Consider the following 26,421-nt stretch of genomic DNA (forward strand, 5'->3'; position numbering starts at 1 on the left):
ATTCGCGATGCCGAACGCAATTTGGCGGTGCTGGATTTCGTCGAGAAACACGCCGAACGGAAGGAATTTTCCTGGGGCCTGAGGCAGTTTCAGCCGCAACTGCTCATGATTCTGACCCGTGCGCGCGGAGCCCAGGCGGTGCAAGCCGATGATTACACGCTGGCCCTGCGCTTGATCGAAGAAGGGCTGGACCTAATCCGCGGCTTTTACCGCGAGCACGCCGGGGTCGAAGCGGCTGAAGAGAGCGGCGAGTTATTTTCTCTGGAGACCTGGCTTGAAGAGGTCCGCGCCAAACGCCCGTTGTCGCGCCGGGAACGGCTCGAACATGCCTTGCACGATGCGGTTAAATCGGAAGATTACGAGCGGGCCGCCAAAGTGCGCGATCAATTGCGCAATCTCCCGCCCGAGTAGCTTGGCGTTTTTTGGCCCAAAGGGCTCCGGCAAGCACTCCCAGGGCGAATGCGAACCCGGCTGAGGAATAAGGGTATTGGTGCATGACCTTATCGGCCGCCAAGGCACTGGAAATGGCATGCTGCTGGATTCGGCGGCAGCCATCCTTGAGCTGTTGGAGGCGCGCCGTGATGTCCAGCTTGTGCTTCTCTTGGAGACCGCTCCCAGCGGCTTGGGCGACTTCCTCAGCCCCCTGGACCACTAGCATTAAATTATCCACCAACTTCTCGAGTGAAGTCTCTTGTGAAATTAAATCTTTATAATACAACTCCATAACATTACGGGGGCGCGCCACTGCCCTTGTCGCCTCTTGGTTTCCTTATTGATTCTTAAGGCTAAACCCGCCGAAAAGCAACCTCTGGCCGCAACATCAGCGCGCGAATCAAGCTTGGGGCCAACGCAACTTTCTGCGTATGGGGTCTTGCACCCCGTGACCACGTAATCGAATTTGTGCCGGTCGTTAAGAGCAAGCGATAACTCAATGCGCCCCGCACTCATCAAATCCGCCCAAACGAGTCCGCCAAGCCGCTGGCTTAACCGCACCGTCATCGGCATTGGGCTCGCGTCGCTGTTCAGCGATTGGTCGCACGAGATGGCTACTACGGTGATGCCGGCTTTTCTGGCGACCATGGGCGTGGCGGCGATTTGGCTGGGGCTGATTGAAGGCGTTTCCGATGGGCTTTCCAGTTTCGCCAAAATGGGGTCGGGCTATTACACGGATGGTTTGCGGCGACGCAAACCGATTGCTGTTATCGGCTACGTCATGACTGCTCTAGGCACGGCCGCGTTCGGGCTGGCTACGGCTGCCTGGCATGTTCTGCTCGCCCGCGCGTTTGCGTGGCTTGGCCGAGGCGTTCGCACGCCAGTCCGGAAGGCCTTGCTGGCCTCAGCCATCACCCCGGAAACCTATGGCCGAGCCTTTGGTTTTGAGCGGATGATGGATACGCTCGGGGCAATTGTCGGGCCATTAAGCGCATTTGTTTTGCTGCAAGCCCTCAATCACAGGTACCCGCCTCTTTTCGCTTTGACCCTAATCCCAAGCCTGGTAGCCGCCGGCCTTATCACATTCCTTGTAAAAGAGAAGGACCGAAAGCCGGTTCCTCATATCTCGTTCGGCGCGCGGCTGCGCTCCTTGCCGCCCGCTTATCGGAAATTCGTGTTCGCGGTCGGCCTTTTTGGACTGGGCGCTTTCGCCCATACGCTCTTAATCCTGCTCGCGACCCAGAAGCTGACTCCCTCACTTGGTCCGGCTAAGGCCGCCAGCGCCGCTGTTGGTCTCTACGTTTTGCATAATGTCTTCTACGCGTCGTTCGCCTTTATAGGCGGCTGGCTTGGAGATCGCTTTTCCAAAAGATGGTTGCTTGCCGGCGGCTATCTCCTGGCAGCGGCGATGTCTCTTTGCATCATCATATTGCCGCTAACAATTTGGACGTTCGCCCTCATTTTCGTGCTGGGCGGAACCAACGCCGCCCTTGAAGAAACCCTGGAAGATTCCCTTTGCGCCGAACTGGTGGGCGAAGAACAGCATGGGATGGCGTTCGGGGTCCTGGCCACCGTGAACGGAATTGGCGACTTTTTTTCCAGCCTCGCCGTGGGCGTGTTGTGGACAACGGTCGGCATTTCTGTCGCCTTCGGCTACAGCCTGGTACTATCCCTGCTTGGCGCAATTTTAGTCTCGACCATCCGTTCGAGAAGCAGAGTGTGACCCGCATAATCCGAAACCCACTTTTTTGCGTTCGTGGCCTGGCCGGCGCAATGGGGAAACTCCGGCCTGATGACCTTTATCGTGAACCACAGGGTCGCCGAAAATCCTGAAGGGATTTCGCCCTCCAGCCCCGGGTTGCGACCCCGCCCTTTCAACACGAGCTTATTCATTTGAGTGGGCTGATCGTCGCAACTCAAAACAACGCTGCTCGTATTGCGATGAGTGTCGATAAGGCCGCTCGCGCCTTAATCAAGAAAGGACAGGTCAATGAAGGTTTGTTGAACCTGGTCGAACTGGCCTTTCGCGCATGCGACCCGTGCTTCGGGTGCGCGACCCACGCTTTGCCCGGCCATTTGCCCATTTCGATCAGTATTTACGACTCCCAGCGCGCGCTGGTTCGGCAACTGACACAATCCTGAGCAAATCGGCTTGTGCCCCGCCTCTCGAGCTGCGTGTTCCCTAAATCCAAGTCTGTTTTGAAAACCCTCCCCGCCTCTTTGCTCTCCTTCCCTGAGTCATCCAGGAAAGGCAGTCTGGCCGAAATCCCACAGCCCGGGAAACGAACCCTGCTCCTGGGGTTTGGTAACGACCTGCTCGCCGATGACGCCATTGGCCTGCGCATCGCCGCCACCTTACCTCTTTCTCCCCGCACTTTTTAGGCATCGGAGAAAGTTTTAGCCTTGGGACGCATCCTCGGTTTGTCCGTCCCCAGCGAAGTCAAAATATTCGCGGTAGAAGTGCTGGACCCATTCACGGTGTCACTCAAAATGACTCCGGCAATGGAAGCGGCGGTGCCTGCCATTGTTAAGCGAGTGCTGGCAGCCCTTCCAACAGAATCGTAGGCTGTCCGTCTTTGGCCCGCTGATTGCTCTTCTAGTGATTCACGCAAATGCGAAACTGTGCTCAGCCCTTAAATTGCCAGGCCCCCAAAGTTCGCCGACTCGATGGGGCACTTGCCGCTTCACAGGCGATTTGGCCAGGGGCTCGATTCTGCCTGGAATCCTTGGGCAGAAGTCAACCGTCTCAAGGTGATTTATAAGATTGCTGCTTCCTTGTTGACAATAGACATCCAAAAACCATTTAATCTGAATTGGCAGGCGCATAAATTGACATGAAATTGTCTTACACCCGTTCAATTTGTATCCTCGTGGCAACATGGCTTTGCTTCCAGCCGCTTTGCTCGATGGCAGCCGTTTCCGTTGGCATCACGCCGTCGATCATCAGCAATACCTACAGCGCGCCAATCACGCTGCAAATCAAAGGCTTAACGGCAGGTGACACCGTGGTCGTTCAGAAATTCATCGATGCCAATACCAATGGCGTGTTGGATAGCAGGGACCCTTTGTGGCAGCAATTTAGTCTCACCGATGGACAGGCCACCGTCATTGGCGGCGTCACGAATTTCAATGTGCCTGGCGATACGGACAACGTGTCCGGACAAATCACTGCCCAGTTGTACCTGCAAAATGACTTTTCCCAAACCCTCGTTGGGAAGTACCTTTTTGTCGTTTCCAGTCCGGCTGGTCATTTCACCCCGCTGACTAATTCTTTCAGCATTACCAATTTTGGATTTGCCCAAAAGTTTACTGGCAAGGTCATGAACAACGGGACGAACGTTCCGTATGCCTCTGTATTGCTTTTTCAACCGTCAAGCGGTGGTGGCGGTGGCGGTGGCGGAATGAACCCCCAGGGCGGTGCGGTGGCTGACCTTTCAGGGGATTATACGATTAAGGCGCCGCCAGGAACTTATGCCTTGGTCCCCTTGAGTTTCAATTTCGTTTCGAGCGTTGGCAGCGCGCCCAATTTTACCCTGAGCAGTGGCCAAACCCTCGTCACAAATCTCAGCAATAGCTTTATTACAGCGACGCAAAGCATCTCGGGCAAACTGGTGGATGCGAATAATTCGAGCCTGGGCATACCCGGCGTGTTGATGGCGCTGGAATCATCCAACAGTTTTCTGGCGGTCAGTTCCACGGATACCAATGGGAATTTCAACGTGCCGGTCGTAGCGGATCAGTGGAAGGTTCAGCCATCGGAACAGTCGCTGGACACCCATGGCTATTTGGCCTCGCAAAACAAGTTAAACGTCAGCACAGCATCCGGCAGCGTCTCGGGCCTCAGCATCGCTTTGCCCAAGGCCACCGCCCTGTTTTATGGGACAGTGAAGGACAATTCGGGCAATCCTCTGACACACGTTCAACTCTATTCCTCAGACCAGGTTACCGGCAACTACCAAGATAATGGGGTTTACACTGATCCGAACGGCAATTATGTGGCGCTGGCGCTGGCGGGGACCTGGCGGATAGGCGTTTCCAGCGATAGCAATCCTGCATTTGCCAATTACATTTTCTCCCAGGGCACCCAAACAAACGTAAGCGCGGGACAGGCCATTCAAAACAATTTCACCGCTATCGTGGCCACAAACCAGATTACAGGGAACGTCCAATTTAACGGCAACCCTGTTTCATCTGTTCAGGAGTTTGCGTACGCAACCATCAATGGAACATTCTATCAGGCCCAGGCAGATACGGACAGCAGCGGCAACTATGCGCTGAACGTCCCGAACGGGGCCTGGAGCGTGAATGTGAACTGCCAGGGGGGAAACAACAGCCTGGATAGCATTCTGGGGAGCGGCAATTACCAGTGCCCGAGCACCCAAAGCGTCAATATCACTAACAACAACGGCGTTGCCAATTTCATCGTTCAACCCTGCAACGGCGTTCAAATCAGCACCACGTCATTGCAAAACGGACAGGTGAATACCTATTATAGCGTTTTCCTGAACGGCTCCAGTTGCAGCGGCAACTTGACTTGGTCCGTGAACGACCCGCAGAATTTCCCGCCCGGCCTGACTCTGGGCTCGAACGGCCAGATTTTTGGCACTCCCAGTACGGCAGGGACCTACAATTTTTCGGTGAATGCCAATGATAATAATGGCCATTCCGCCAACCAGGGTCTTTCGTTGATGATCATTGGCACTCCCTTGCAAGTGACCTCCTCATTCCTGCTCAACGCAACCAACGGCATCTCTTATAACCAGACCCTTCAAGCCTCCGGCGGAACGCCTCCTTACAATTGGTCCATCCCAAGCTTTTCCGCCCCGCTACCGCCGAATTTAACCCTGGGAAGCAATGGCGTCCTTTCCGGCACGCCAACCACAAACGGCACATTTTATTTCGACGTGATCGTCACGGACACCGTCAACAATTCAGTCGAAAAAGACGGCCTGGTGCTGAACGTGGTCAATCCGCCGCCGGCGGCATTGGTGATCACAAATAATTCACTGCCCAATGGGAATGTTGGCGCGCTCTATAACGCGCAACTGGCCGTGACTGGCGGGCAACCACCTTACTACTGGTCCCTGGCGATTGGATCGGCCAATCCGCCGCCCGGCCTTGTAATTAATCCCAACGGCTTTATCTCCGGCACGCCGACAAGCAGTGGCCTCTTCTCCTTCAAAGTTCAGGCGACTGATGTCAATTCGTCCTCGACCAACAAAGTCTTTGCCGTTTTGATCAATCCAAGGCCCATTCTGCTGTTCTCGGGCTGGCAGGCAAACCACTTGCAGATGCAGCTTATCGGCGGCTCAAACCAGAACTACACAATCCAGGCAACAACTAACGTGAGCGTTCCGAATTGGGTTTTGCTTGTCGTGACCAACAGCCCCACAGCCAGTTCCTTCATCGTGACCGATCCCAATCCCACGAACTCACAACGCTTTTATCGCGCGCTGATTGGACCGTAGCGGTTCATCTGGAATGGGGAGCGCGCTCCGAGCTTCCCACGCTTCACGCTTCACGGCTCTACGGCCCAAGCTTGAGCACATCCAGCCCGATAATGTCCGGGTTGCCTTTTCCTATCGAAACCAGCAGCTCAGTGGCTGGCTCGTGACTGAGCTGGATGCGGCAACTGGCCGCCGCCGCTCCTTCGAAAATCACGTTCTGCACCTCCTCGATATTGATTCCCGCCCGGCGAACTTGGTCCATCACGAATGCCAGCACGCCAACCCGGTCGTAATGGCGCACCACGAGCTGGCACTTGGCTGGAGTCCGGCTGGCAAGGTTGACGCAATTCAGCACCACACCGCTCCGGACAAACGTCTCGATAATGCGGATGGCTTCCTCAGCGATTGCATCCTGCGCTTGTTCGGTTGAGGCGCCGATGTGATGCGTGCCGTAAAGGTTTGGCAAATCCAGGAGCGGCTCGGCAAACGGTCCGCTGCCCTCGCCCGGCTCGGGATCAAACACATCCAGACCCGCGCGCAACTGGCCGGCCTCGAGCGCTGCCCGCAACGCCTCCTGGTCAACCACTTCGCCTCGTGCGGTATTGATCAATATCGCCCCCGGTTTCATCAGCGCCAGGCGCGCGGCGTTCACCAGCTTGCGAGTCTCCGGTTTGAGCGCGACGTGCAGCGAGACGATGTCCGCCCGGCGGAACACCTCATCCACGTCCGCGCCGCGTTCCACTCCTAATTCCTCAGCCGTCTTATCCGAAAGCGAACGCGACCAGGCGATGACCGGCAATCCAAAGGCATGCGCGCGCTTGATCACCTCGCGCCCAATCTGGCCCACTCCTACCACCCCAAGCGTTTTGCCCAAAAGCCCGTCGGCGCGCGAGAATTCCTTTTTATTCCATTGATGGGCGCGCAGGGCGGCCACGTTTTCTGGAATCCGCCGGTCAATTGCCAGCAGTAGCCCGAAGACCAACTCCGCCACCGCCACGGAATTTTTTCCCGGGCAATTACTGACGAACACGCCCCGAGCGCTGGCGGCTTTCACATCGATGGTATTGACCCCGGCGCCGGCCCGGAGCACCAGGGCCAATTGGTCCGAGGCCTTGAGCGCCTCGGCTGTCACTTGTTTGCCGCGCACGACCAGGATTTTGTAAGAGGCTACAAGGCGGGGCAGGTCCGCTGATTTAACAGAAGGTTCGTAGGTTACCTCGCAACCCAAGCCCTTGAGTCTTTCGACGTGTTTCTGCGAGAATTTATCCGCAATGAGGGTTTTCATGGGTTCAACGTTGTACGCGCGGGGCGGCGCCAGCTACCAGCGCTTCCACTTCTCTGAGTGAGGCCGTCGAGCTATCCCCCGGGGTGGTCATGGCCAGCGCGCCATGGGCCGCCCCGTACTCGATTGCCTTCTGCGGGTCATTAAACTGCATCAGGCCATAAATGAGGCCGCTGGCAAAGCTGTCCCCGCCACCTACCCGGTCCAGAATCTCGATGCCCTTGCGATGGGGCGCCTGGTAGAAGCGGCCATCGGCCCAGCAAATAGCGCCCCAATGATTGCGCGTGGCGGAAATCACAGAGCGCAGCGATGTCGCGAGGACCTTAAAGTTGGGATAGGTCTGAACGGCCTGGCGAATCATCCTCTTGAAGGCATTCAGGTCCAGCCGGGTCAGCCTTTCATTCATCCCTTCGACAGCAAAACCGAGGCAGACGCTAAAATCCTCTTCATTGCCCAGCATGACATCTACATGTTTGGCTATCTCCCGATTGACCTCCTGAGCGCGTTGTTGTCCACCGATGCTTTTCCACAGCGATGGCCGGTAGTTGAGGTCGTAAGAGACAATCGTGCCATGTTTCCGCGCCGCCTGGACGGCTTCAAGAGCCAGCAGGGCGGTGGTGTCGCTAAGCCCTGCGAAGATTCCGCCGGTGTGGAACCAGCGCGCGCCGGGCTGGTGGAAGATGTGGTTCCAATCGAAATCGCCCGGCTTAAGCTGGCTGGCAGCGGTGTGGCCGCGGTCGGGGATGCCCACGGCTCCGCGCACGCCAAAGCCGCGCTCGGTAAAATTCAACCCGTTGCGCGCCGTGCGTCCAACACCGTCATAAGGGGTCCATTGGATAAAATCGGGAGCTACCCCTCCCTGCAGGATGAAGTCCTCGAGCAATCGCCCTACATCATTATCGGCAAAGGCCGTGCATAAAGCGGTTCGCAGCCCGAAACAGCGGCGCAGCCCGCGGGCTACATTGTATTCACCGCCGCCTTCCCAAACCTGGAAGTGGCGGGCGGTGCGCACGCGGCCTTCGCCCGGGTCGAGCCGGAGCATGACTTCTCCCAAGGCAACCAAATCGAATCGGCAGGAATCCGCAGGTTTGATGTTGAAAACGGCCATAGAACCTCGCCGGAATGTTGCGGAAGAAGTCTCAAATTCCAAGTGCCAAGTTTAAACCGCTAATCTGCGCTGATAATCGCTAATGAGAAAGGCCGCTTTGACATCGCGGCGAGCCGCGCTAATTTGCCCCGTGCCTTTACGCCTGCCTCGAATCGCCATGGTTTTGGCTTTGGCCAGTTCCATCGGGCTGCACTGGGCTTTTTTTCAATCGGTAGCGTGGATGGGCATGGTCATTACCTACTCGCAAGAGACCACGGTAAAGGAAGCGTTGGCAAAAACCTTCGACGGCAGGCACCCCTGCCCGCTCTGCAAAGAGATAGCCAAAAGCAAGAAGTCTGAAAAAAAATCGGAGTTCTCGTGCCAGGTCAAAAAGCTGGACTTTCTCACTCAGACGGCGCGGTTCATCTTCAGCCCTCCAACAGCCTTTTGGCGCATGACCGGCGATGACCTGCGTCTAACGCCGGTCTGCCGCACCCCTCCCACGCCCCCGCCGCGCGCGGCATTCGTTTAATCCTGCATTTCGGTGGCCGGCCGCTTATCGCGGCGGCGGCCAATTCTCTTCTTTTGTAACCTGAGACCCGCTGTGTGGCGGAGTTCTCGCATTTGTTGAATTTAATTATGAAGAACATAACGAAATTTGCCGGCGCAACGTTGGTTGCCGCCCTGTTGCCCCAAGCCGGCTGGGCTTGCGCCTGCGGTTGCGGCGTTTTTGATGTCGGAACCAGTTGGATGCTCCCGAGCGGCCAAGGCGGGATGGCTTTCCTGAATTACGATTTTCAGGACCAAAATCGCAATTGGGAGGGCACTGCAACGGCCCCTGACGAAAATAACAGCGACAAGGAAATACGGACAGACTTCTTCTCGTTCGGGCTGCAGTACATGGTCAATTACAACTGGGGCATCGAGGCAGAGCTGCCTTATGATTATCGCACCTTCAAGACAGCAGACCCAGCCGGCAACCTCATCACTCGAAGCTGGAGCCAGGTGGGCGATATTCGCCTCCGGGGGATTTACACGGGGTTTTCCCCCGACCTCTCGGCCGGACTGACTTTCGGTTTGAAGCTGCCGAGCGGCAGTTACACCCATGACCCGGAAGTGGTTGACCGCGACACTCAGCTTGGAACCGGGAGCACCGACATCCTGTTGGGCGGCTTTTATCGCCATAATCTGACCCGGAATGGCAAATTGGATTGGTTTGCCCAGGCGGACCTGGATGCCCCGATTTTGATCCAGGCCGGGTATCGTCCGGGGGTGGAATTGGATGCTGCCACTGGGGTTTACTATAATGGCTGGTCCATCGGCTCGGTGCGAATTGCGCCCGTTGCCCAAGCCATCGTTTCGGACCGCACGCGCGACACCGGGATCAACGCGGCAAGCCCGGCCGCTTCAGGCTACCAGCGTGTCTTGCTTTCTCCGGGAATCGAAGTCGATTTCCACCCGGTGAGACTCTACGCGGACGTGGAATTCCCCATTTACCAGAATTTCACCGGCGATCAGTTGGCGGCGCCGGTGCTATTCAAGTTCAGTTTCAACATTATGTTTTAGGCACGCCATATAAATGACTCTATGAGGCAGGCCGTTGGCCTGCAAACGCAGCCTCGGCTCTTTTCCCAGGGCGCTGGCCCTGGGCTGGTATAAACGAGGCCTTTGGCCTCGGGACTCAACTATGGAGGCTTGGACCGAGTCTTGGCCACTATCACCGCCGTCGCCGCGTCTGCCACTTTGCATAAGGTCAATTGAGAACTGGGCCTGACAGATGTGGGTAAGGATAAGCGCTTCAGCGGAGTGCCGCTTTGCGCGCTTTGCTGCCGCGCTCCATGAGAGGCGGTCCGCCGAGCAGTCCCGTCGCGGAGGGGCGTTTCTCCGGCAAGCGGCGAGCTAACCTATTGCGGCCTGTTTGCAGCCACGGGTTGTTTTAGGGAGTCGATCCACTTCTGGATCGAGTCCGGGGTGGGTGAGAGAGGCTTGAGCCGTTCGAGCAAGGCGATGGCTTTTTGGGGATGATTGGATTGCTCCTCGAGTTTCGCCAGGTACCCGAGAATCTGCTCAGCAATGAACTTGTTGTCCTCCGAGTCTTTATCGGGTGATGCCTCCAGGTTCCTCAGGCCCGCTTCCAAGATATTGCGGGCGCGCTCGGGGTCGTGTTTGAATTCGAAGTAAAGCCGGCCTAAATCGAAGAGCAGTTGGGGGTCGCCCGGATTCTCACGCAGGCCATCCCGCAGAAATGCCTCGGCCTCGTTCAATTTGCCTATTCGCCGCAACCAATACGAGGTGACGGTATAAGTCTCGACCCGTTTGGGGTCCAGTTCGGCAGAGAGCTTCATCCATGGCAGAATCTCCTGGACCTCTCCTTCCTTCTCCTCGCCGTTGGCCCCGCCTTCAGTTAAGTGGGTGTGAGACGAAGGAAAGAACTGCCGGCCGAACCGGTCTATCCAATTGCGAGGGGCTCCCAGGAACGTTGTTTCGTCGCCGGTGTTCTTGCCTTCCATCGCGCCGGAGTCCTCGGCGATGTGGGGCGTTTGATAGGATTGAACGTTGTCATAAACTGTTGGGTAAAAACCGCTGTGGAAATAAGCGTCGGCTTTGACGAAAAAATGATTGGCAAACATGCGCCGGGCGTCGCCCAATGCCACCGCCATCAGGTTAGCCGCCCCGGCCCGGTTGCCGCGCCATGTCCGGAACCACAAACTCAGATTCGTTGCCAGACAGAAGCCCCCCACAAGCAGAAGCAGCAGGCAAAGCCAGCCGGCTCGTTCCTGGTTGGAATTCTTCATGCGGAGGACCTCAGTTGAGCGCTTTGCGCCGGAATAACAGGCACGACGCCAGCAAAAAGAATACGCCGTAAATGGCGGCGTACCCGATGGCCTCCACGCACACAAGCCAATGAACCGAAGGCCAGTTGTGGATGACCAAATCGCGCAAATCAAAAAACTCCAAGTGCGGGATGGTGAAGAACAGCGCCTGCAGCAGGCTCCGGCCAGGTTCGGAAAGCTGCATGGCCACTGTGTCCAGGTGCCGCCCCAGCAGGAGAATAAAGACAATCGCGAAAAGCGAGATGGTCATATTGGATGAAGGAGCGGTGAAGATAAGCGAGCCGAGCAAAGTCATGGCAATGACGACTCCCAGCATAATCCAATGCAGCGTTATGGCTTGGAAGTAATTCGCCAAGGGCCATTCGTGTTCCTTGGACATGGCGACCACGCCGAAAAAGAGGTAAAACGCCAGCAACGCAAAGCCGCAGGCGAGCCAGCAGCCAAGAAATTTGCCCAGCAACACCTGCGTGCGCGTCACGGGTTTGGCCAGCAGGGGAAAGATGGTGCGGCTTTCGCGTTCCATGGGAATCTGCCGGGCGGTGGTCGTAATGGCGATGACCAGCGAGCAAATCCAGATGAGGAGCAGGCAGATTTCCTTTAGATAGCGCACAATATGGCTGTCGTGAAAGAAATTGACCGACCCCATCACCAGGGTGATAAGGGCGGTGAGAAAGAACAGGACATAAAAGTCCTTGCGGCGCACGATTTCTTTGATGACAACTCCGGCGATGGCCAAGACGGTGTTCATAAATAGATTATTGTTGAAAGCCAACGACACGCAGGAACACCTGCTCGAGGTTGCACTGATGTTGCGCCACCAGGTCCCGGACACGGCCTTCCGCCTTGAGTTCGCCCTGGTGCAGGATAGCGACGCGGTCGCAAACGGTCTCGACCTCACCCAGCTCGTGTGAGGAAAAGAAAACCGTTTTGCCTTCGCTTTTGAGCCGTTGAATGATCTCGCGCACCTTCATGCGGCCAATGGGGTCCAGCCCACTGGTCGGCTCGTCCAGAATGAGCAGGTCCGGATTGTTGATGAGTGCCTGGGCCAACCCGGCGCGCTGCTGCATGCCCTTCGAGTAGGTCTTGATCTGCCGTTTGCGGGCATGGTCCAATTCTACCAATTTCAGCACTGCATCAATCCGGCGCTCCGTCTCGGCTTTGGGTATCTTAAAGATGCGCGCATAAAAGCGGAGCAGCTCCTCGGCGCTCAAGAATTTGTAATAATAAGTCAGCTCCGGAAGATAGCCGATGCGCTGGCGGGCGATCGGTTCCCGAACAGTCGTGCCAAATAAATAGGCATCCCCGCTCGTTGCCGGGGTAAAGCCCAATAGCACATTCATCGTCGTGGTCTTCCCCGCCCCGTTTGGGCCAAGGAATCCGAATACCTCGCCGGGCTCGACCGACAGGTTCAGGCCATTGACGGCGCGCTTTATTGGGGAACCGGAGCCTCGATTGCGGTATTCGACGCAAAGGTTCTCAATTCTCAGAATCGGCTCGGGCATCGCTGCCCATGCGGATTCAAGCTTCGGTAACGTGGCACTTTTAAGCGGTTCTATGGTTAAACTGGCGCTCATAAATTAGAAATGAAACGGTCCTGCCGCAGCTTCCGCTCACCCCAAGACCACCACCAGCTCTGGCGTGGGAGCGCCCGCAATCCATGCCCTGGAGACAGCAATATCAGGACCTTAGTCCCGCCGCCCCTGTGGCAGTGCTCGGTGCTCGGAAGCTTCAATTGTGCCTCAAAAACAGCATGAGATATGCCAGCAATTGCAAAAAGTTGTTGAAATCACCTTGCCCCGGAACGCCTTCCAGGGCCAATGACGAGGTCAGCCCCAAACCTTTGTAGGAGACGACGTAGAGAGTCTCCGATCAAGATTGTCAGTCTGGCCGCCTTTGGTTCAGCCGGAAGCTGCTGATCAGAGACTCCTTACGTCGTCTCCTACACTCAGGATGCGGCTCGTTGCTTCGACGCCGTCATCAGCCCTTGGAGCCTTCATCCCATACAGAGGGCACGTTCGGCCAGGTCCAGTTCGCGCCAGCTTCCTGGGGCAAGGTCACCAAGCCAGAACCTCCCGATGCGCACCCGGATCAGACGCAGCGTTGGATGGCCGATGGCGGCAGTCATCCGGCGCACTTGGCGGTTTTTGCCTTCGACAAGCTCCAATCCAATCCAGCAGGTGGGCACTGTCTTACGAAACCTTATCGGCGGCTCGCGCGACGACACAAGCGGCTGCGGCTCCAGTATCCACGCCCTGCATGCCAGGGTCTTGCGCCCTTGCAGACGCAGTCCACCCTCGAGCCGCTTTAATGACTCAGCCAAAGGGGCTCTTTCGACCTGCGCCCAATATTCGCGTTGATGACCTCGGCGCGGCTGAAGAAGCTCTGTGTTCAATCCTGCTTCGTCGCTCAGCAAAAGCAGCCCCTCTGAATCCGCATCCAGCCTTCCTAATGGATAGACCCGCCTGGGAAATCCAAACTCAGCCAAGGTGCGGTTGGGTGAACCGTCCGAGGTGAACTGCGACAGGACACTGTAGGGTTTGTGGAAGGCGAGGAGCATTGGGAGCTGGCGGAACTGGCCCCTCATGGATGCGGGCATGCCGCTCAGAGCTGGTGCAGGCGGAAAAATTGGGCACCGTTGGTCAAAGCCACCTGGACGGAGATCTGTCCATTATTCGTGGTGAAATTGCCCGTGACCGGCATCCAATTATTCGAGGAGCTGAGGTTCGTATTGGATTGGAGTGTGAAGTTGGCGGCTGTAGCGGGCCACGAGATCAGGCCCTGGGCGCCGAATTGGGCTAAGGACACCACCGGATTGTAAGATGAAGATGTCAGCAATTGAGTAATTTGAGTGGACCAGATGCCGAATGTGCCCGATGAATCCTGGCCTGACGGATACATATTAATCATCCAGAAACGGCTCTGGTCGATCGGGTCCACAGAGACGGTGCTGTAATCGCCCCAGCGGCTGTCGGTGACCGGGCCCCCCAGGAGCTGAGAGAACACTTCGTTGTAATCGTGGTAGCTGACCAGGCCGGATTGCAGCAGAAGCGGGCTGCCAAACGTGGTGACCCCATTGACTGTTTGGCCAGCCACTGCGTAACAACTGACATAAACGTTCCCGCTCGAACCGTTGTAAGCGATGATCACCGTGCCATTGGCGTTGGCTGCGATGGATGGAAAAAACAAATCCAATGCCGGGTCCGAAATCGTTCCAGCTTCGAGCACGGCGGCAGTGGCGGCGTTGATGCGATACCAGCGGATGGCGATGCGCCCATTGAGCTCGGTATTGTGGACCGCGTAAAGGACGCCGTTGACGGCATAAACGTGCGCGCTGAGCCGCGCGTCATTGGCTTGCAGCGTGGTCGTTCCATCGGGCTGCATCGGATTAAAGAGCGGCGCGCCCATGTCGGAGTTGTATGGCACCTCATACGGAGGGATGCTGATGCTGACCGGCGCGCTCAGTGTGGCGCTATGGCTGGCGGCGTTCAGCACCGCAAAGCTGACCATGTTGGAATGTGGATCGCTGTCCGTTCCGATGTCGCCCATCGCCAGCACGCTGCCACTGCTGCTGCCATCGAAACAAGCCGCCGGCTGCAGGACCTGCCCGCGAACCGAGTAGTCCATCACACCGAACCAGGTGCGATTAGCCACCGTGGGTGTGGCGCCAACCAGGTCCGCTTTGGGAATGGAAACCAGCCCCGGCCCAACCGCGTTGGACGCGCCATAGAAGTAATCGCCTGCGAGGTAAACCGCATTGCTGTCCAGCCCAAGCGTGGGAAAGTCCGCAAAATAGCCATGGTCCGGGTCAGCGCGAAAACTGAAGGCCTGCCAGGCGCCCCGCGGGTCGGGGGTACTGGAGACCGCGAACAGGAAATCGTTGGCATAAAGCGTCGGATCGCTTGCCGTGGCATTGGCATCCACCTGCGATGCAAACCACCGTTGCGTGGCCGGATCAAAAATCACCCGCGGGTCGCTCACGGCCGGGTACCCCGACACGTTGAGCCCGGCATCAGCCCAGAACTTCACGTCAGTGATTCGCCCCAGGCTCTGGCCATTGGTTTTGCTGTAAACCGTGAATGAACCGTTGATGAACTCCACAAAATGCTGCGGCCCGATTGCCCCGTTGCAATCCGGTGGTGTGATCGGATTATTTCCATCCTCAGTCGTGCCGGTGAAGTTCTGGCCGATTTGGAGTGCTACTTGAGCCTGGCATGGCCAGCCTGCAACCAGCAGCCAACTCGCGGTCAGCCATGCCAAAGGATAGAATCGTAAAGGAGAGGGACTAGTTGTCACTGTATTTAGCGTTGCGATTGATGGCCGGAAGCAGAACGTCCTTTGGCTCCGGCGAGAATGGAATGTGCGCGCCTGTGCCGCCAGGTGCTGGGAGGACTTGATGCCGGCGCGCGAGCTTATAGGGCGTCACATCTAAACCCTAATCGAAAGGACACGTGATGACAAGGCTGGGGAAATTGCGGACATCGCCGATACGGCTGTAAACGTTTCGCCAAACCAGCCCTTAACCCCAGCTCACCACAACCGTAAAGGCGGGGGTATGCCGGTACCGCAGCCAGTCGCCTTTGGGCCTGTATTCATTTAGCCCAGGAAGACCCTTTTGCGCCAGCCGGTGGATGTGGTCGAGTTGTGCCGGAGAGAGTCCTTTCATATAGTCCTCCCACCAGTTGAACCAGCGCCAAAAAAATGGCGAGAACTGTCCATAATCCATCACCGGCAGGAGCACATCAAAGCGTTCGGTGGCGCAAACCATCTCGATCAGTTGGCCCAAAACGGCATCCGAGCGGCTTAAAAAGGTCTTACGGCTGATCCGCCCTCCATCCAAAGCGCACGCCAGACAGCGCATCTCCTGCACCATCCCGCAGCAGGCCATAAACAGCGAGACTTCCGGCTTCTCGCGCAGGAACTCGCGTCTGCTCTCGGCCTGAACCTTCGTTTTGACCTGAACTTTAGGCATCTATAAGGCGATGAACCTGAGACCGCATAGATCGTGCCAGAGCATGTCCAACCGTCATCCTTGACTCTGCCTGCTCCTGGGCTATTCTCGCCCTCCTTATTCAGGGGCTGTGATTTTATGCCAAAACTAACTGTCAAAGATTTGAAGGTGCGCGGCAAACGCGTCTTGGTGCGCGTCGATTATAATGTCCCCCTCGAAGAAAAAGCCGGCCAGATGCTCATCACCGACGCCACCCGCATCGTGGAAACACTCCCCACGCTCCGGCTGCTGATCGAGCGAGGCGCAAAGCTCATCCTGGCCGCCCACCTTGGCCGGCCTAAAGGCAAGCGGGAACCCTCGATGTCCCTACGGCCTGTAGCGGCTCGCCTGGCCGACATGCTGGGCCGGCCCGTTGCCTTTGTCGATGATTGCATTGGTGAGAAGGTCGAAAAGACCGTGGGCGTCATGCAACCCGGAGACGTTGTCCTGCTCGAAAACGTGCGTTATTACAATGAGGAAGAGGCGAATGACAAACCATTCGCTGAAAAGCTGGCCAAGCTCGCCGAGCTCTATGTGAACGACGCCTTCGGGGCCGCCCACCGCGCGCATGCCTCGACAGAAGGAGTGGCCCGCGTGATTGCCCAACGCGGCGGCCAATGCGCTGCCGGCCTGTTAATGGAACGCGAATTGAAATTCCTCGGTGATGAACTCGATAAACCGGCCCGGCCATTCGTCGTCATCCTCGGCGGGGCAAAGGTTTCCGATAAAATTCAGGTCATCGATCGGTTGCTCGAAAAGGCCGACACCCTGCTGATCGGCGGGGCCATGGCCTATACCTTCAGGCTGGCACAAGGTTATCAAACGGGCAAATCGCTCGTCGAAGCCGATAAAGCCCAAATCGCCAAAGCCGCCCTCGCCAAAGCCCAGCAACGAGGCGTCAAATTCCTGCTGCCACTCGATGATGTGGTGGCTGACCCGGTCAAAACGGACAAGCTCGATAAGAAGGGCAAACCGGTTATCGAATACCAGAGCGTCCGCGTGAACGGGGAGCTGGATTGCCCGGCGAATGCTGCAGGCTTGGATATCGGGCCCAAAACAATCCTGGCCTACACAGCCGAGATTGCCCACGCCAAAACCATTTTGTGGAACGGGCCGATGGGGTTGTTCGAGGACAGCCGGTTTGCCGAAGGCACCAACGCCGTCGCCCGCGCCGTGGCCGAGGTCACGCAAAAGCACGGCGCCAAAAGCATTATCGGCGGCGGCGACAGCGTCAAAGCCCTCAACAAAGCCAAACTGGGGGACAAAGTCACTTTCATGAGCACGGGCGGAGGGGCCAGTCTCGAATTTCTTGAAGGCCGCGCCCTTCCGGGTGTTGCGGCCCTTTCCGAAAAGTGAGTTGAACTATGAATAAAGAACGAAAGCTGATCATTGCGGGCAATTGGAAGATGAACAAGACCGTGGCCGAAGGGCTGGACCTGGTGCGCGGCCTGAAGATTGAGCTGGCAAACGTGAAGGAAGTCGATATCGTGGTCTGCCCGCCCTTTACGGCCCTGTGTGAAGTGTCCAAAGCCATTCTCGATTCCAACATCCGGCTGGGCGCCCAGAACATGAGCGAACATAACGTCGGGGCTTTCACTGGCGAGATCGCCGCCGTCATGCTCAAAGAATTCTCCGTCCGATACGTCATTCTCGGTCACTCCGAACGGCGGCAGTACCAGAAAGAAAGCGACGCGCTCATAGCGAAAAAGGCGCAGGCGGTCCACACCGCGGCGCTTAAACCGATCATTTGCGTCGGGGAAACCCTCCAGGAACGGGAAGAGGGCAAAACCGAAGCGGTTCTCGATAGGCAGGTCCGGGGCAGCCTGGCCGGGTTGACCCGCGAGCAGATGGCCGAAAGCATTCTGGCCTATGAACCGGTCTGGGCCATCGGCACGGGCAAAACCGCCACCACGGCCCAAGCCCAGGAAGCCCACGCGTTTATTCGTAGTTTATTGGTCAAAATCTTCCACGAAACAGTTGCCCGGCGCGCCCGAATCCAATATGGTGGCAGTGTCAAACCGTCCAATGCGCGTGAATTGATGAGCCAGCCGGACGTGGATGGCGCCCTGGTAGGCGGAGCTTCCTTGGAAGCGCGCAGCTTTGCGGATATAATCAAAAGCTCGATTTAATGATTCCGATATGGGTTTTATTATAGGTCTTTTAACGTTGGTGATGGTGCTGGATTGCGTGATCCTGGTGCTGTTGGTCCTCATCCAGCTCCCGAAAAAGGAGGCTGGCGCCGGTTTGGCCTTTGGCGGCGCGGCCAGTGACGCCCTCTTTGGCGCAGGCTCGGGCAATGTCCTGACCAAAATTACCAAATACGCGGCGGCTGTCTTTTTCGCCCTGGCAATCGCGCTGGCGCTTATACAGGCCCGGCGCACCACCAGCACTTTCGAGCAGCGGCTCGAGCAACCCGTCGGAGCGGGCGCCCTGCCCCCGGCTTCTCAGCAGGCCCCAAGCGGCGCCACCACGCCAACGCCACCCGGCAAACCGCCTGTCCAGCTCACCGCCACCAATCTCAACTTGCTGACCCCAACCACCGAAAGCTCCAATGCCGCGCCTGCCGCGACAAATGCCCCTGCCGCTAAATAGGAAACCCGGGGTGCCTGCCCCGGGCTGATTTGCCGGCGCGTTTTCAAAGGGGCATTGGCCGCACCGCGCGTTTTTGCCGGTCGGTTCTCCGGCTTGGTCTCCACCCAGGCATTACTGCGCGTACAGCAAAGCCGTGTGCTCGAGGACCAGCCACTGGTAATCGGCTTTGCTGGCGGCATCACTGCCAAAGGGTAACGCGGGTTGTGCCGCCCCTAAAGTAGCTTTGATCGGCGCTTTGGTGGCATACCCGAGCCATTTATGGATTTCCGAATGCCCATCGGCAAACGAGATGCCTCCCGCCCCGTTATGGTAGGAAGCCGGCGTATCACCCCAGTACGACTGCATCCCGCTGGGATTATTCAGAAAGTAGCCGTCATTGATCGAATCCGGGTGTTCGTCAATCGTGACGAAATAATTGGACGGCTTGGAGACCAGGGCGATCTTGAGCCACTGGTGATAAGTGGAGAAGAATTCGTTCTTGCCTTGAACCCAGTTTGCCCCAGCGCCGCCGGTTTGGTTGTAGGGACCAAAGAAAGCGTTCATGCTGATGCTCCGGGCGCGCCTGTTGAAACCGGCAGCAAGCTGCTGGGCGCTGGCATAGGTATCCGCAGGGCATTTGTACACCGCGATACTCCGGTTGACATAGGGGGCTAAGATGCCGTTCTTTACATAGTTAATATTGAAATTGCCGTACTGATCGCTCGCCGTCCAATCCATCACGTTGTTTACCCAATTCAGATACTTGCCCGTCTGGATGGTCTGCTGGGTTTCTGTCACCCCGAAATTATTGACGGTGTGGTCTCCGTTATCGTCGGCATACATCCTCCATCCGATCAGGAGCTGCTTGCCGTTGTTGAGGCACATAATCCCATGCGCCTTCTGCCGCGCCCTGCTCAATGCCGGCAGGAGCATGGCAGCCAGAATGGCGATGATAGCAATCACCACCAGCAACTCGATTAACGTAAAGCCGCCCCGTGCGGTCGCAGAAACTGTCCTGGCTGAGGGATTCTGCTTTATATAGCCTTTCATAGGTTTAAATCTGATGAACCGCATCTTAAGCCCGCAAAAGTTTATTGAGAAGTGTGCGTTCTACCGCATAGCATCCACTAAAGCTCATCTGTTGAGCCCGCGATCCAAACTGATGCAATGTAACCACTAAAACCGTTTGGGTGCAAGTAGTTATTATTAACTACAATGCATGTACAATTATTGTTTTTTAGAAGCCAATTTCCGGTTGCGTTTTGGCTGGCGAGCGCGGAAAGGAGGGCCGAATATTGACTCGGGGAGCCAGGTTGGAGGAGGTCCGAGAGATTTTGAAGTTTGATTCTTGCCGCGGAACTCCCCGGAAGTTTGCGGAAAGCGGCGGCGCGGTGGAAGAAACCAGCACGAACCATGGAACCACTTTGTGCAGCGCCATGGCGGCGACACTCGTTCTTTCAGCTTTATCCGATCAGGCTAACAGCTTCGATTTTCAAAAACAGCGCAAAACAGCCCTTCGCGTTATTCCTAACGGAACGCGCCGGGAAAGCAACGTAAAACGCGACACGTAAAACGCCAATCCGTAGTTATTGCCGCAGCCTGAAAAACTGGCCTGGATTGGTCATGGATGTGGTAAACGAATTGTTGGCTCCCTGAACGTCCTCATAGGGACCTGCAGCGTTCGACGAGGATTGGAGGGTCCAACTCGCTCCCCACGTCAGCGTCAGCGTGCCCCCGGAGATGGAAGAGGTGAGCAGGCCCATCTGCGGCACCAATTCGCCGGTAGGCAGAAGCCGGGCGGGATAGAGTCCTCCCGCGAGGGAGAACTTGATAAGAGCGAGTTGTTGCAAGGTTAATCCGCTCGCGTCGGACCCAAAAAAGAGCTGAGTCTCCCCGTCGCCGGAGACCGAGCCATGCCAGTTGGTGATGTAAAGAATGGCAGTGGAGTCCCAAGGCTGCGCGCTGCTGTTGGCCAGGCGCAAAATCGAAGAGCCGTTGGTAAAACTGATGGACGAGTTGGTGGATGGTCCGCCGGTTAATTGCAGTGGCCCAAGGGACTGAGTACCTGCGGCCGCATTCCATTCGCCCTGGTCCAAAGTCAGCAGGCCGGATTGGACAATATTTCCGCTGGTGTGCTGGAAGAAGGCGCCAGCGCCGACGTAAATGTCCTTCACCGTGAGAGTGCCGCCCTCAAGCGTGTAATAAAATGCATCAGGGGCGGCGCCCTGCACCGTGAGTTTCTCGGTGATTTGATTGGAACCGCCAGTCTGACGAAACCCACCATAAACGGCAGCATTCACGATTTCGTTCCGGGCCGAAAGAAAGCCGCCCGCCAGGTCGTACTGGTCCGTTTGAAGAAAGCCGTTTTGCGGAGGCGGAGCTGCGACCAGGACAATATCCCCGGCGACATAATTCGTGCCGCCGTTCTGGTGAAACGTTGAACTTAGAGTCGTGGTCAGCCCACCGACCGACAGCGTTCCACCATCAAGGTAGTAATCCGCGGGCGCAACCCCAACCTCAATCGCGGCGCCGGACATTACGAGGTTGGATACAATCGTGTACTGCCCGTTTATTTGCGTAAACTGGCCGCCGCCGAACGTGACTGAGGTATCGACGTGGATGACTCCGTTGGAGAGCGTGTAATAAGCTCCGCCGCCAAATTCACTGGCATGGCCCAACTCCATCGAAGCGGCGGAGTTGGTTCCCCCAGTTTGCGTCACATGAGCGTCCGATCTCTCGTTCAAAGCCATGGTAAAATGGCTGCCCCTGAGCATGCCGCCGTAGAGGTAATAATTGCCACCGACGCTCATATCGGCATTTACGGTGCCGCCGTATTGGTAAAAGTAGGCGCCGTCGGCGTAATCACCGGCACCGGCCACGATGCCATTGGTGGCAGTAAGCTGCCCGTCGTAGATATCGAATTCGGCCTCCGTATCAAATTCGATGCTGCCTCCGCCTCCGTATATGGTGCTGTGACCGCCGACATTGTGGTTGCCGCCGTACTGGACGAATTGGCCGGGCCCTCGCATGCCTCCGATGCCTTCGCCGTTATTGACGGTCAATGTGCCATTAGTCAGATAATAGGCGGCAGGAGGCACAACGTCGCTGGCATATTGTATGGGATGCCATACCTGCAGCGAGCCCTGCACTTTCACCTCAGCAAATTCGCCCTGGTCAACCGTGCCGCCGAGTTGGATACCGCCATTGCCGTTTGTGTCGATATTGACTTCCAGCATGGAGGATAGCGCCACGACGGAACTATTCGTTCCGATACTCAGCGACGTCATTTGCAGGGGCACCTGGAACCCGGCATAATTCAGCAGGAGCACATTGGAGGAGTTGGTCGGGGATGCAATTTGCATTCCTTGAATCTGCATTGACTGAGGAAAGTCCTGCGCGGTGTTGGGGTCCACGGCAAGCGCCTTCCAACCCGCGTTCGTGAGCGCGACGGACTGCCTTGCGTTCGGAAGAACACCAAGCGACCAGGAGGCTTGGTTTTCCCAGTTGCCGCTCGTTGGACTTATCCAGGAATTCACCTGGGCCAAAACGGAGTTTGAACAGAATGCCATCGCCAACGCGACGAGGCAAAGCGCCCGTCCCATTCCTGCGCTCCGACATTTTGGAATTCGCATAGTCAACCCACCGCTTAGCGTTTGCCCCGCACTCTGGAACTCTCGGGTCACGGGCGATAGGGAGTAGTGCGCCTACTTTAGACACATTTTCGCCCTACTACGGACGCCCCAACTGATTGGCTCGCCATTTTTGCAGGGTTGACCGCGGCAGGCGGGTAACCCGTCAAAGAGGCTCGGATTTCAAGTCGTCTAAGCGCAGATCAGAGCCCTCCTGGCGTCGGCTGCTACATCTTCAAAACCCGTTCGTTCAACGGAAAAGGGTGGGATCGAGCCAGAGGGCCCAATTGCAGCCGTTGCTGGCCCCGGAGTTTTCAACCAGGAGTTGCAGTTTTCTGACGCCCGTGAGGTCTATGTCGTAGCGGGGGTGTTGTGAACCGCGTATAGCGGGGGACCGGAATACCTCCTTGCCGTCGGTTTTGATGACGAAAACGACTCCCCAGGCCTCGCCTTGGAAGGCTGTGTGGAGTCCGGCTTCGCCGCGCAAGCTCTTCCATTTACCTGCGAGGTTATAAACATAACGGGATGGGGAATGAGCGAACAGGCCCGTGGCATAGACTTTCCCAGAGTCCAACAAGGGCGATTCAACCTGGTCGCACAGGGGGATGCGATTGGCAGCCGGTTGGAGCCAGCCTACCTCGGCCAGTCGCGGCCGGGCATCACCCAAGGGCAGTTGGGCAACTTCAGGCGGGACATCCGCCGGAGTCGGTTTGGGTTCGTTTTCCAAGGTCGCCACCAGATTTCGGGCGACGGTTTTTTCCAAGGAGGTGGCGTTGCTTTGCTCGAGGTTAGCGATGGCTTTGCGCGCGGCGCCGAGATCTTCCTGGAGCACGGTCAGGAGCAGGGGTGCCAGAGCCGGCGTCTTTGCGAGCCTCGGGTCGGGGAGCGGGCCGGTAGATTGGCGCAGGAGATACACCGCGTTCTTTGGGAAATCCAGGGTGACCAGGTGGCGGGCAAGGAAGCGGAGACCAATGCCGTCTGACTCCACGTCGATCCTTGGCAACGAAACGAGGGGGTACTTTTCACCGGCGAACAGGCCGTTGGGGAAGCGCGCTGTACCGGTGACCGGCGCAACAGTCCTATTGGTCCATTGATCAAAGTATTTTGGCATGAGCCATCCGTCACTCAGGAACCCGCTGTCGATGAGCGAATGCGGACCTTGCTCGCCGAAGAGATTTTGCGCCACTGCCGGACGAGGGTCGCGGGAGTTAAGGGGAACGATCGGGAAGGCCTTGCCCCACTTTTGTTTGCCGGTCAGTGCGTCGTCCAGAAAGTGGATTTTGCCGGCGTTGAAATCGAGTTGGATGCAGTACTGGCGCAGGCAATCAATGCCGAGCATGCCCATGGTGGCGCCCGGCGAGCGAGCCCCACTGCTGGCAATCATCCGTTAAGATGCCAGGTGAGGACAATCTTAACGGAACGCCTCCTAAGTAGAGTTTTGGCGCGGCATAAACGTTGACCTTTTTTTTGTGGCCCCAGGATTGAAAGGTCGCCGTGTCGATGGGGTTTCCCAGTTTTGGCTCCAAGGATTTGTCCAGGAAGGTTGACGACGTTCCGGTATCCACGAAAAATGGCAACTCCTCTCCGCTCTCCAAGCGGACTGACACGACCAGAGGGCCTCCGCGACCGGCTTCCGGATTGATAGGCACATCAGCAGGGAGAGGGGAAGCGACAACGCTCTGAGATGTTCGAGCACATAGAACAACCAGGCACAACAACACGCCAAGGGCGCTCGTTTTGAACATCAGGCACATGGTTCGACTTTTTCCGTGCAGAGCAAGAGCTTAATGAGCCCGCGGGATTTGGCTCGAAAATGGCACGGGTCTTGCCATAATGGCGGGCATGTTAAGTGTTGTTCGCGGCGTTTGGATCGCACCGCTCCTGTTTCTCAGTTTAGCTTTTGACGTTTCTGGCGAGAGCGATCAACCCATTTATACCGATTCACTGCAAAACGGATGGCAGAATTGGGGTTGGACCAGCATCAATTACGGCAACACGACCGTGGTCCATTCCGGCGCCTTATCGATCAGCGTCACCATCACCAATGGGTGGCAGGCCATTTACATAGCCCATGCGGCGTTTGATTCCAGCCCCTACGCGAGCCTGAAATTCTGGATGAACGGCGGGGCTGCCGGCGGACAACAACTCCAAATCCAGGGACACGCGGGCGGCGTATCGCAAACGGCTGTTGCCCTCACTCCGCCTGTGGCCAATACCTGGACGCTCTACACGGTTTCTCTGGCATCCATCGGAGTGGCCAACCGGCCAGATATGGACGGTTTTTGGATTCAAGGCGTGAACACAAGCCAACCGACTTTTTACCTGGACGACATCACGCTGATGGCGGGGTCCAATGCCCCGCCGGCCACCAACACACCCGTAGCCATTTTCGTGGATGCGCGGCTGAACCGCCACCCCATCAGCCTATTGATTTACGGCGTGGCTTTTGCAGGCTCAGCCAGCCAATTGAGCGACCTGAATTGCCCCGTGCACCGCTCCGGTGGGAACAGCGAGACGCGCTACAATTGGGCGCTCAATGCGCATAACCATGCGGCGGACTGGTATTTCGAAAGCATCGACGACGGGAGCGCCACGCCGGCGGCGACGGCCGACAGCTTCGTGGCGACAAGCAAGAGCGGCGGGGCCGAACCGATGCTGACCATCCCGATGATCGGCTGGGCGCCCAAGCTCGGGCCGAATCGAGGCAAGCTGGCCAGCTACTCGATTGCCAAATACGGGCCGCAGACAGGCAACGATGGGCAATGGATGCCCGATGCCGGCAATGGCATCAGCTCAACCAACGGCAACAAACCCATAACCTGGAACGATCCGAATGACGCGAATTTCGCGACTAATTCCGCCTTTCAACGGGCCTTTGTCGAGCATCTGACCAATCGCTTGGGCTTTTCTACCAATGGTGGCGTGCGCTATTACCTCATGGACAACGAGCACAGCCTGTGACAATCGACCCACCAGGATATTCACGCGGTCGGGGCCACGATGCAGGAGATACGCGACAAGTTTTTCGACTACGCGGGCATGGTCAAGGCCCTCGATCCCAACGCGCTGGTTTGCGCGCCTGAAGAGTGGGGCTGGTCCGGTTATTTGTACAGCGGCTACGACCAGCAATATGGCGGCCAACATGGCTGGGGCTACCTGCCGGACCGCGCGGACAACGGCGGCTGGGATTATTGTCCGTGGCTGCTCAACCAGTTTTATCAGCGGGCAACCAATACAAACCAGCGGCTCCTGGACTTTTTCACGCTCCATTGCTACCCGCAAGGCGGGGAGTCAGGCGATGACATCTCGACCTCGACGCAATTGCTGCGCAACCGCTCGACGCGCCAACTCTGGGATACCAACTATATCGATGCGAGTTGGATCAACAACGTGGTCATGCTGATTCCGCGCATGAAAAACTGGGTCGCTACTTATTACCCGGGCACAAAGATCGGCATTACCGAATACAACTGGGGCGCCGAGGCCAACATCAACGGCGCGACCGTGCAGGCCGATATCCTGGGCATATTCGGGCGCGAAGGCCTGGACCTAGCCACGCGCTGGACAACCCCGGATCCGAGCACGCCTACTTACAAAGCGATGAAGCTGTTTCGCAACTACGACGGCGCCGACTCAGGTTTTGGGGATGCCAGTGTCAATGCCACCGGACCCAACCCGGACAACGTCTCGACCTTTGCGGCGTTGCGTTCTTCGGATGGCGCCCTGACCGTGATGGTCATCAACAAGCAACTGACCGCCGCCGCCACAGCCGCTGTCGGTGTCACCAATTACCCGCTGGCCGGCAGCGGGCAGGTGTGGCAGTTGACTGCCGCCAACACCATCGCCCGGCTGAGCGACTTGAGCTTTGGCGGCTCGACCTTTACCAGCACTGTCCCGCCACAGAGCGTCACTCTTTTTGTTTTGCCGCCCGGCACAACGCCCCCGCCCCGGCTGCGCGCGGGCACCCTCAGCCAGACCAACACGTTCGACCTCTGGCTGGACGGAACCGCCGGGCAGCGGTACATCCTGCTTTCCTCGACCGACCTCAGGACATGGCTGCCTGTGCTGACCAATTTGCTGGCAGACAGTTCCTGGCACATCGTGTTGCCCGCAATCAACCGGAGTTTCTATCGAGCCCAGTGGGCCCCCTGA

The 26,421-nt window shown here is 57.3% G+C and carries 22 protein-coding genes and 1 pseudogene; 12 read left to right on the plus strand and 11 right to left on the minus strand.

From position 1 onward, the window contains the following. The 6 genes from VG146_05800 to VG146_05825 all read left to right on the plus strand — a co-directional run. Positions 1–411: UvrB/UvrC motif-containing protein (locus tag VG146_05800; GenBank protein ID HEV2391862.1), on the plus strand; the 411-nt coding region annotated here is incomplete at its 5' end. A 79-nt stretch (positions 412–490) separates the two neighbouring features. Then, complete coding sequence (locus VG146_05805) at positions 491–655, plus strand: hypothetical protein (protein ID HEV2391863.1); 165 nt, start codon at positions 491–493, stop codon at positions 653–655. 276 nt (positions 656–931) lie between these two features. Continuing rightward, on the plus strand, positions 932–2,155 hold the full coding sequence (locus VG146_05810) for an MFS transporter (protein HEV2391864.1): 1,224 nt from the start codon (positions 932–934) through the stop codon (positions 2,153–2,155). A 218-nt stretch (positions 2,156–2,373) separates the two neighbouring features. Next, positions 2,374–2,574 carry a hypothetical protein gene (locus VG146_05815; GenBank protein HEV2391865.1) on the plus strand — a complete coding sequence of 67 codons (201 nt, stop codon included), beginning with the start codon at positions 2,374–2,376 and terminating at the stop codon, positions 2,572–2,574. Positions 2,575–2,631: 57 nt separating this feature from the next. Further along, positions 2,632–2,814 carry a hypothetical protein gene (locus VG146_05820; protein HEV2391866.1) on the plus strand — a complete coding sequence of 61 codons (183 nt, stop codon included), beginning with the start codon at positions 2,632–2,634 and terminating at the stop codon, positions 2,812–2,814. A 488-nt stretch (positions 2,815–3,302) separates the two neighbouring features. Further along, a complete protein-coding gene (locus tag VG146_05825) occupies positions 3,303–5,900 on the plus strand; it encodes an Ig domain-containing protein (protein HEV2391867.1) in 2,598 nt (865 codons plus the stop codon). Positions 5,901–5,958: 58 nt separating this feature from the next. On the opposite strand, the gene VG146_05830 is transcribed toward VG146_05825, so the two are convergent. Together VG146_05830 and VG146_05835 are read right to left on the minus strand one after the other, a co-directional pair. Beyond that, positions 5,959–7,164, minus strand: coding sequence for a 3-phosphoglycerate dehydrogenase (locus VG146_05830; protein HEV2391868.1), 1,206 nt, complete (start codon positions 7,162–7,164; stop codon positions 5,959–5,961). Between the two features lie 4 nt (positions 7,165–7,168). Then, a complete protein-coding gene (locus tag VG146_05835; protein HEV2391869.1) occupies positions 7,169–8,269 on the minus strand; it encodes a sugar kinase in 1,101 nt (366 codons plus the stop codon). Between the two features lie 130 nt (positions 8,270–8,399). Here VG146_05835 and VG146_05840 point away from each other — a divergent pair, with 130 nt between their 5' ends. After that, positions 8,400–8,780, plus strand: a complete 381-nt coding sequence (locus tag VG146_05840; GenBank protein HEV2391870.1) for a hypothetical protein — start codon at positions 8,400–8,402, stop codon at positions 8,778–8,780. Between the two features lie 107 nt (positions 8,781–8,887). Further along, positions 8,888–9,814: a hypothetical protein gene (locus tag VG146_05845; protein HEV2391871.1), complete on the plus strand. Its 927-nt coding sequence runs from the start codon at positions 8,888–8,890 to the stop codon at positions 9,812–9,814. Between the two features lie 338 nt (positions 9,815–10,152). Here the strand turns inward: VG146_05845 and VG146_05850 are convergent, their stop codons facing one another. The 6 genes from VG146_05850 to VG146_05875 all read right to left on the minus strand — a co-directional run bounded on the left by VG146_05850 (position 10,153) and on the right by VG146_05875 (position 16,051). Continuing rightward, positions 10,153–11,043 (minus strand): tetratricopeptide repeat protein, encoded by an 891-nt coding sequence (locus tag VG146_05850; GenBank protein ID HEV2391872.1) that lies wholly within the window; start codon positions 11,041–11,043, stop codon positions 10,153–10,155. Between the two features lie 10 nt (positions 11,044–11,053). Beyond that, positions 11,054–11,830, minus strand: coding sequence for an ABC transporter permease subunit (locus VG146_05855; protein HEV2391873.1), 777 nt, complete (start codon positions 11,828–11,830; stop codon positions 11,054–11,056). Between the two features lie 7 nt (positions 11,831–11,837). Further along, positions 11,838–12,656, minus strand: a complete 819-nt coding sequence (locus VG146_05860) for an ABC transporter ATP-binding protein (GenBank protein HEV2391874.1) — start codon at positions 12,654–12,656, stop codon at positions 11,838–11,840. A 419-nt stretch (positions 12,657–13,075) separates the two neighbouring features. After that, positions 13,076–13,639, minus strand: a complete 564-nt coding sequence (locus VG146_05865; protein HEV2391875.1) for a pseudouridine synthase — start codon at positions 13,637–13,639, stop codon at positions 13,076–13,078. Between the two features lie 44 nt (positions 13,640–13,683). Beyond that, a complete protein-coding gene (locus VG146_05870) occupies positions 13,684–15,339 on the minus strand; it encodes a hypothetical protein (protein HEV2391876.1) in 1,656 nt (551 codons plus the stop codon). A gap of 259 nt (positions 15,340–15,598) precedes the next feature. Further along, the gene (locus VG146_05875) at positions 15,599–16,051 is read right to left on the minus strand and encodes a hypothetical protein (GenBank protein ID HEV2391877.1); all 453 of its coding nucleotides are present in this window, start codon (positions 16,049–16,051) and stop codon (positions 15,599–15,601) included. 117 nt (positions 16,052–16,168) lie between these two features. Here VG146_05875 and VG146_05880 point away from each other — a divergent pair, with 117 nt between their 5' ends. The 3 genes from VG146_05880 to secG are packed head-to-tail and all read left to right on the plus strand — an operon-like array spanning position 16,169 to position 18,661. Beyond that, the gene (locus tag VG146_05880) at positions 16,169–17,425 is read left to right on the plus strand and encodes a phosphoglycerate kinase (protein HEV2391878.1); all 1,257 of its coding nucleotides are present in this window, start codon (positions 16,169–16,171) and stop codon (positions 17,423–17,425) included. Positions 17,426–17,433: 8 nt separating this feature from the next. Continuing rightward, positions 17,434–18,198, plus strand: coding sequence for a triose-phosphate isomerase (gene tpiA / locus VG146_05885; protein ID HEV2391879.1), 765 nt, complete (start codon positions 17,434–17,436; stop codon positions 18,196–18,198). A gap of 10 nt (positions 18,199–18,208) precedes the next feature. After that, positions 18,209–18,661, plus strand: coding sequence for a preprotein translocase subunit SecG (gene secG, locus VG146_05890; GenBank protein ID HEV2391880.1), 453 nt, complete (start codon positions 18,209–18,211; stop codon positions 18,659–18,661). Positions 18,662–18,772: 111 nt separating this feature from the next. Here the strand turns inward: secG and VG146_05895 are convergent, their stop codons facing one another. The 3 genes from VG146_05895 to VG146_05905 form a co-directional block, all read right to left on the minus strand. Continuing rightward, entirely contained in the window at positions 18,773–19,690 is a 918-nt protein-coding gene (locus VG146_05895; protein HEV2391881.1) for a prepilin-type N-terminal cleavage/methylation domain-containing protein, read from the minus strand. 536 nt (positions 19,691–20,226) lie between these two features. Then, the gene (locus VG146_05900) at positions 20,227–22,002 is read right to left on the minus strand and encodes a hypothetical protein (GenBank protein ID HEV2391882.1); all 1,776 of its coding nucleotides are present in this window, start codon (positions 22,000–22,002) and stop codon (positions 20,227–20,229) included. A 517-nt stretch (positions 22,003–22,519) separates the two neighbouring features. After that, positions 22,520–23,653 carry an NPCBM/NEW2 domain-containing protein gene (locus tag VG146_05905; protein HEV2391883.1) on the minus strand — a complete coding sequence of 378 codons (1,134 nt, stop codon included), beginning with the start codon at positions 23,651–23,653 and terminating at the stop codon, positions 22,520–22,522. 956 nt (positions 23,654–24,609) lie between these two features. On the opposite strand from VG146_05905, the pseudogene VG146_05910 reads away from it, so the two are divergent. Further along, positions 24,610–26,421, plus strand: a pseudogene (locus VG146_05910) (glycoside hydrolase family 44 protein).

It is taken from the genome of Verrucomicrobiia bacterium, from assembly GCA_035946615.1.
GTDB lineage: Bacteria > Verrucomicrobiota > Verrucomicrobiia > Limisphaerales > UBA8199 > DASYZB01.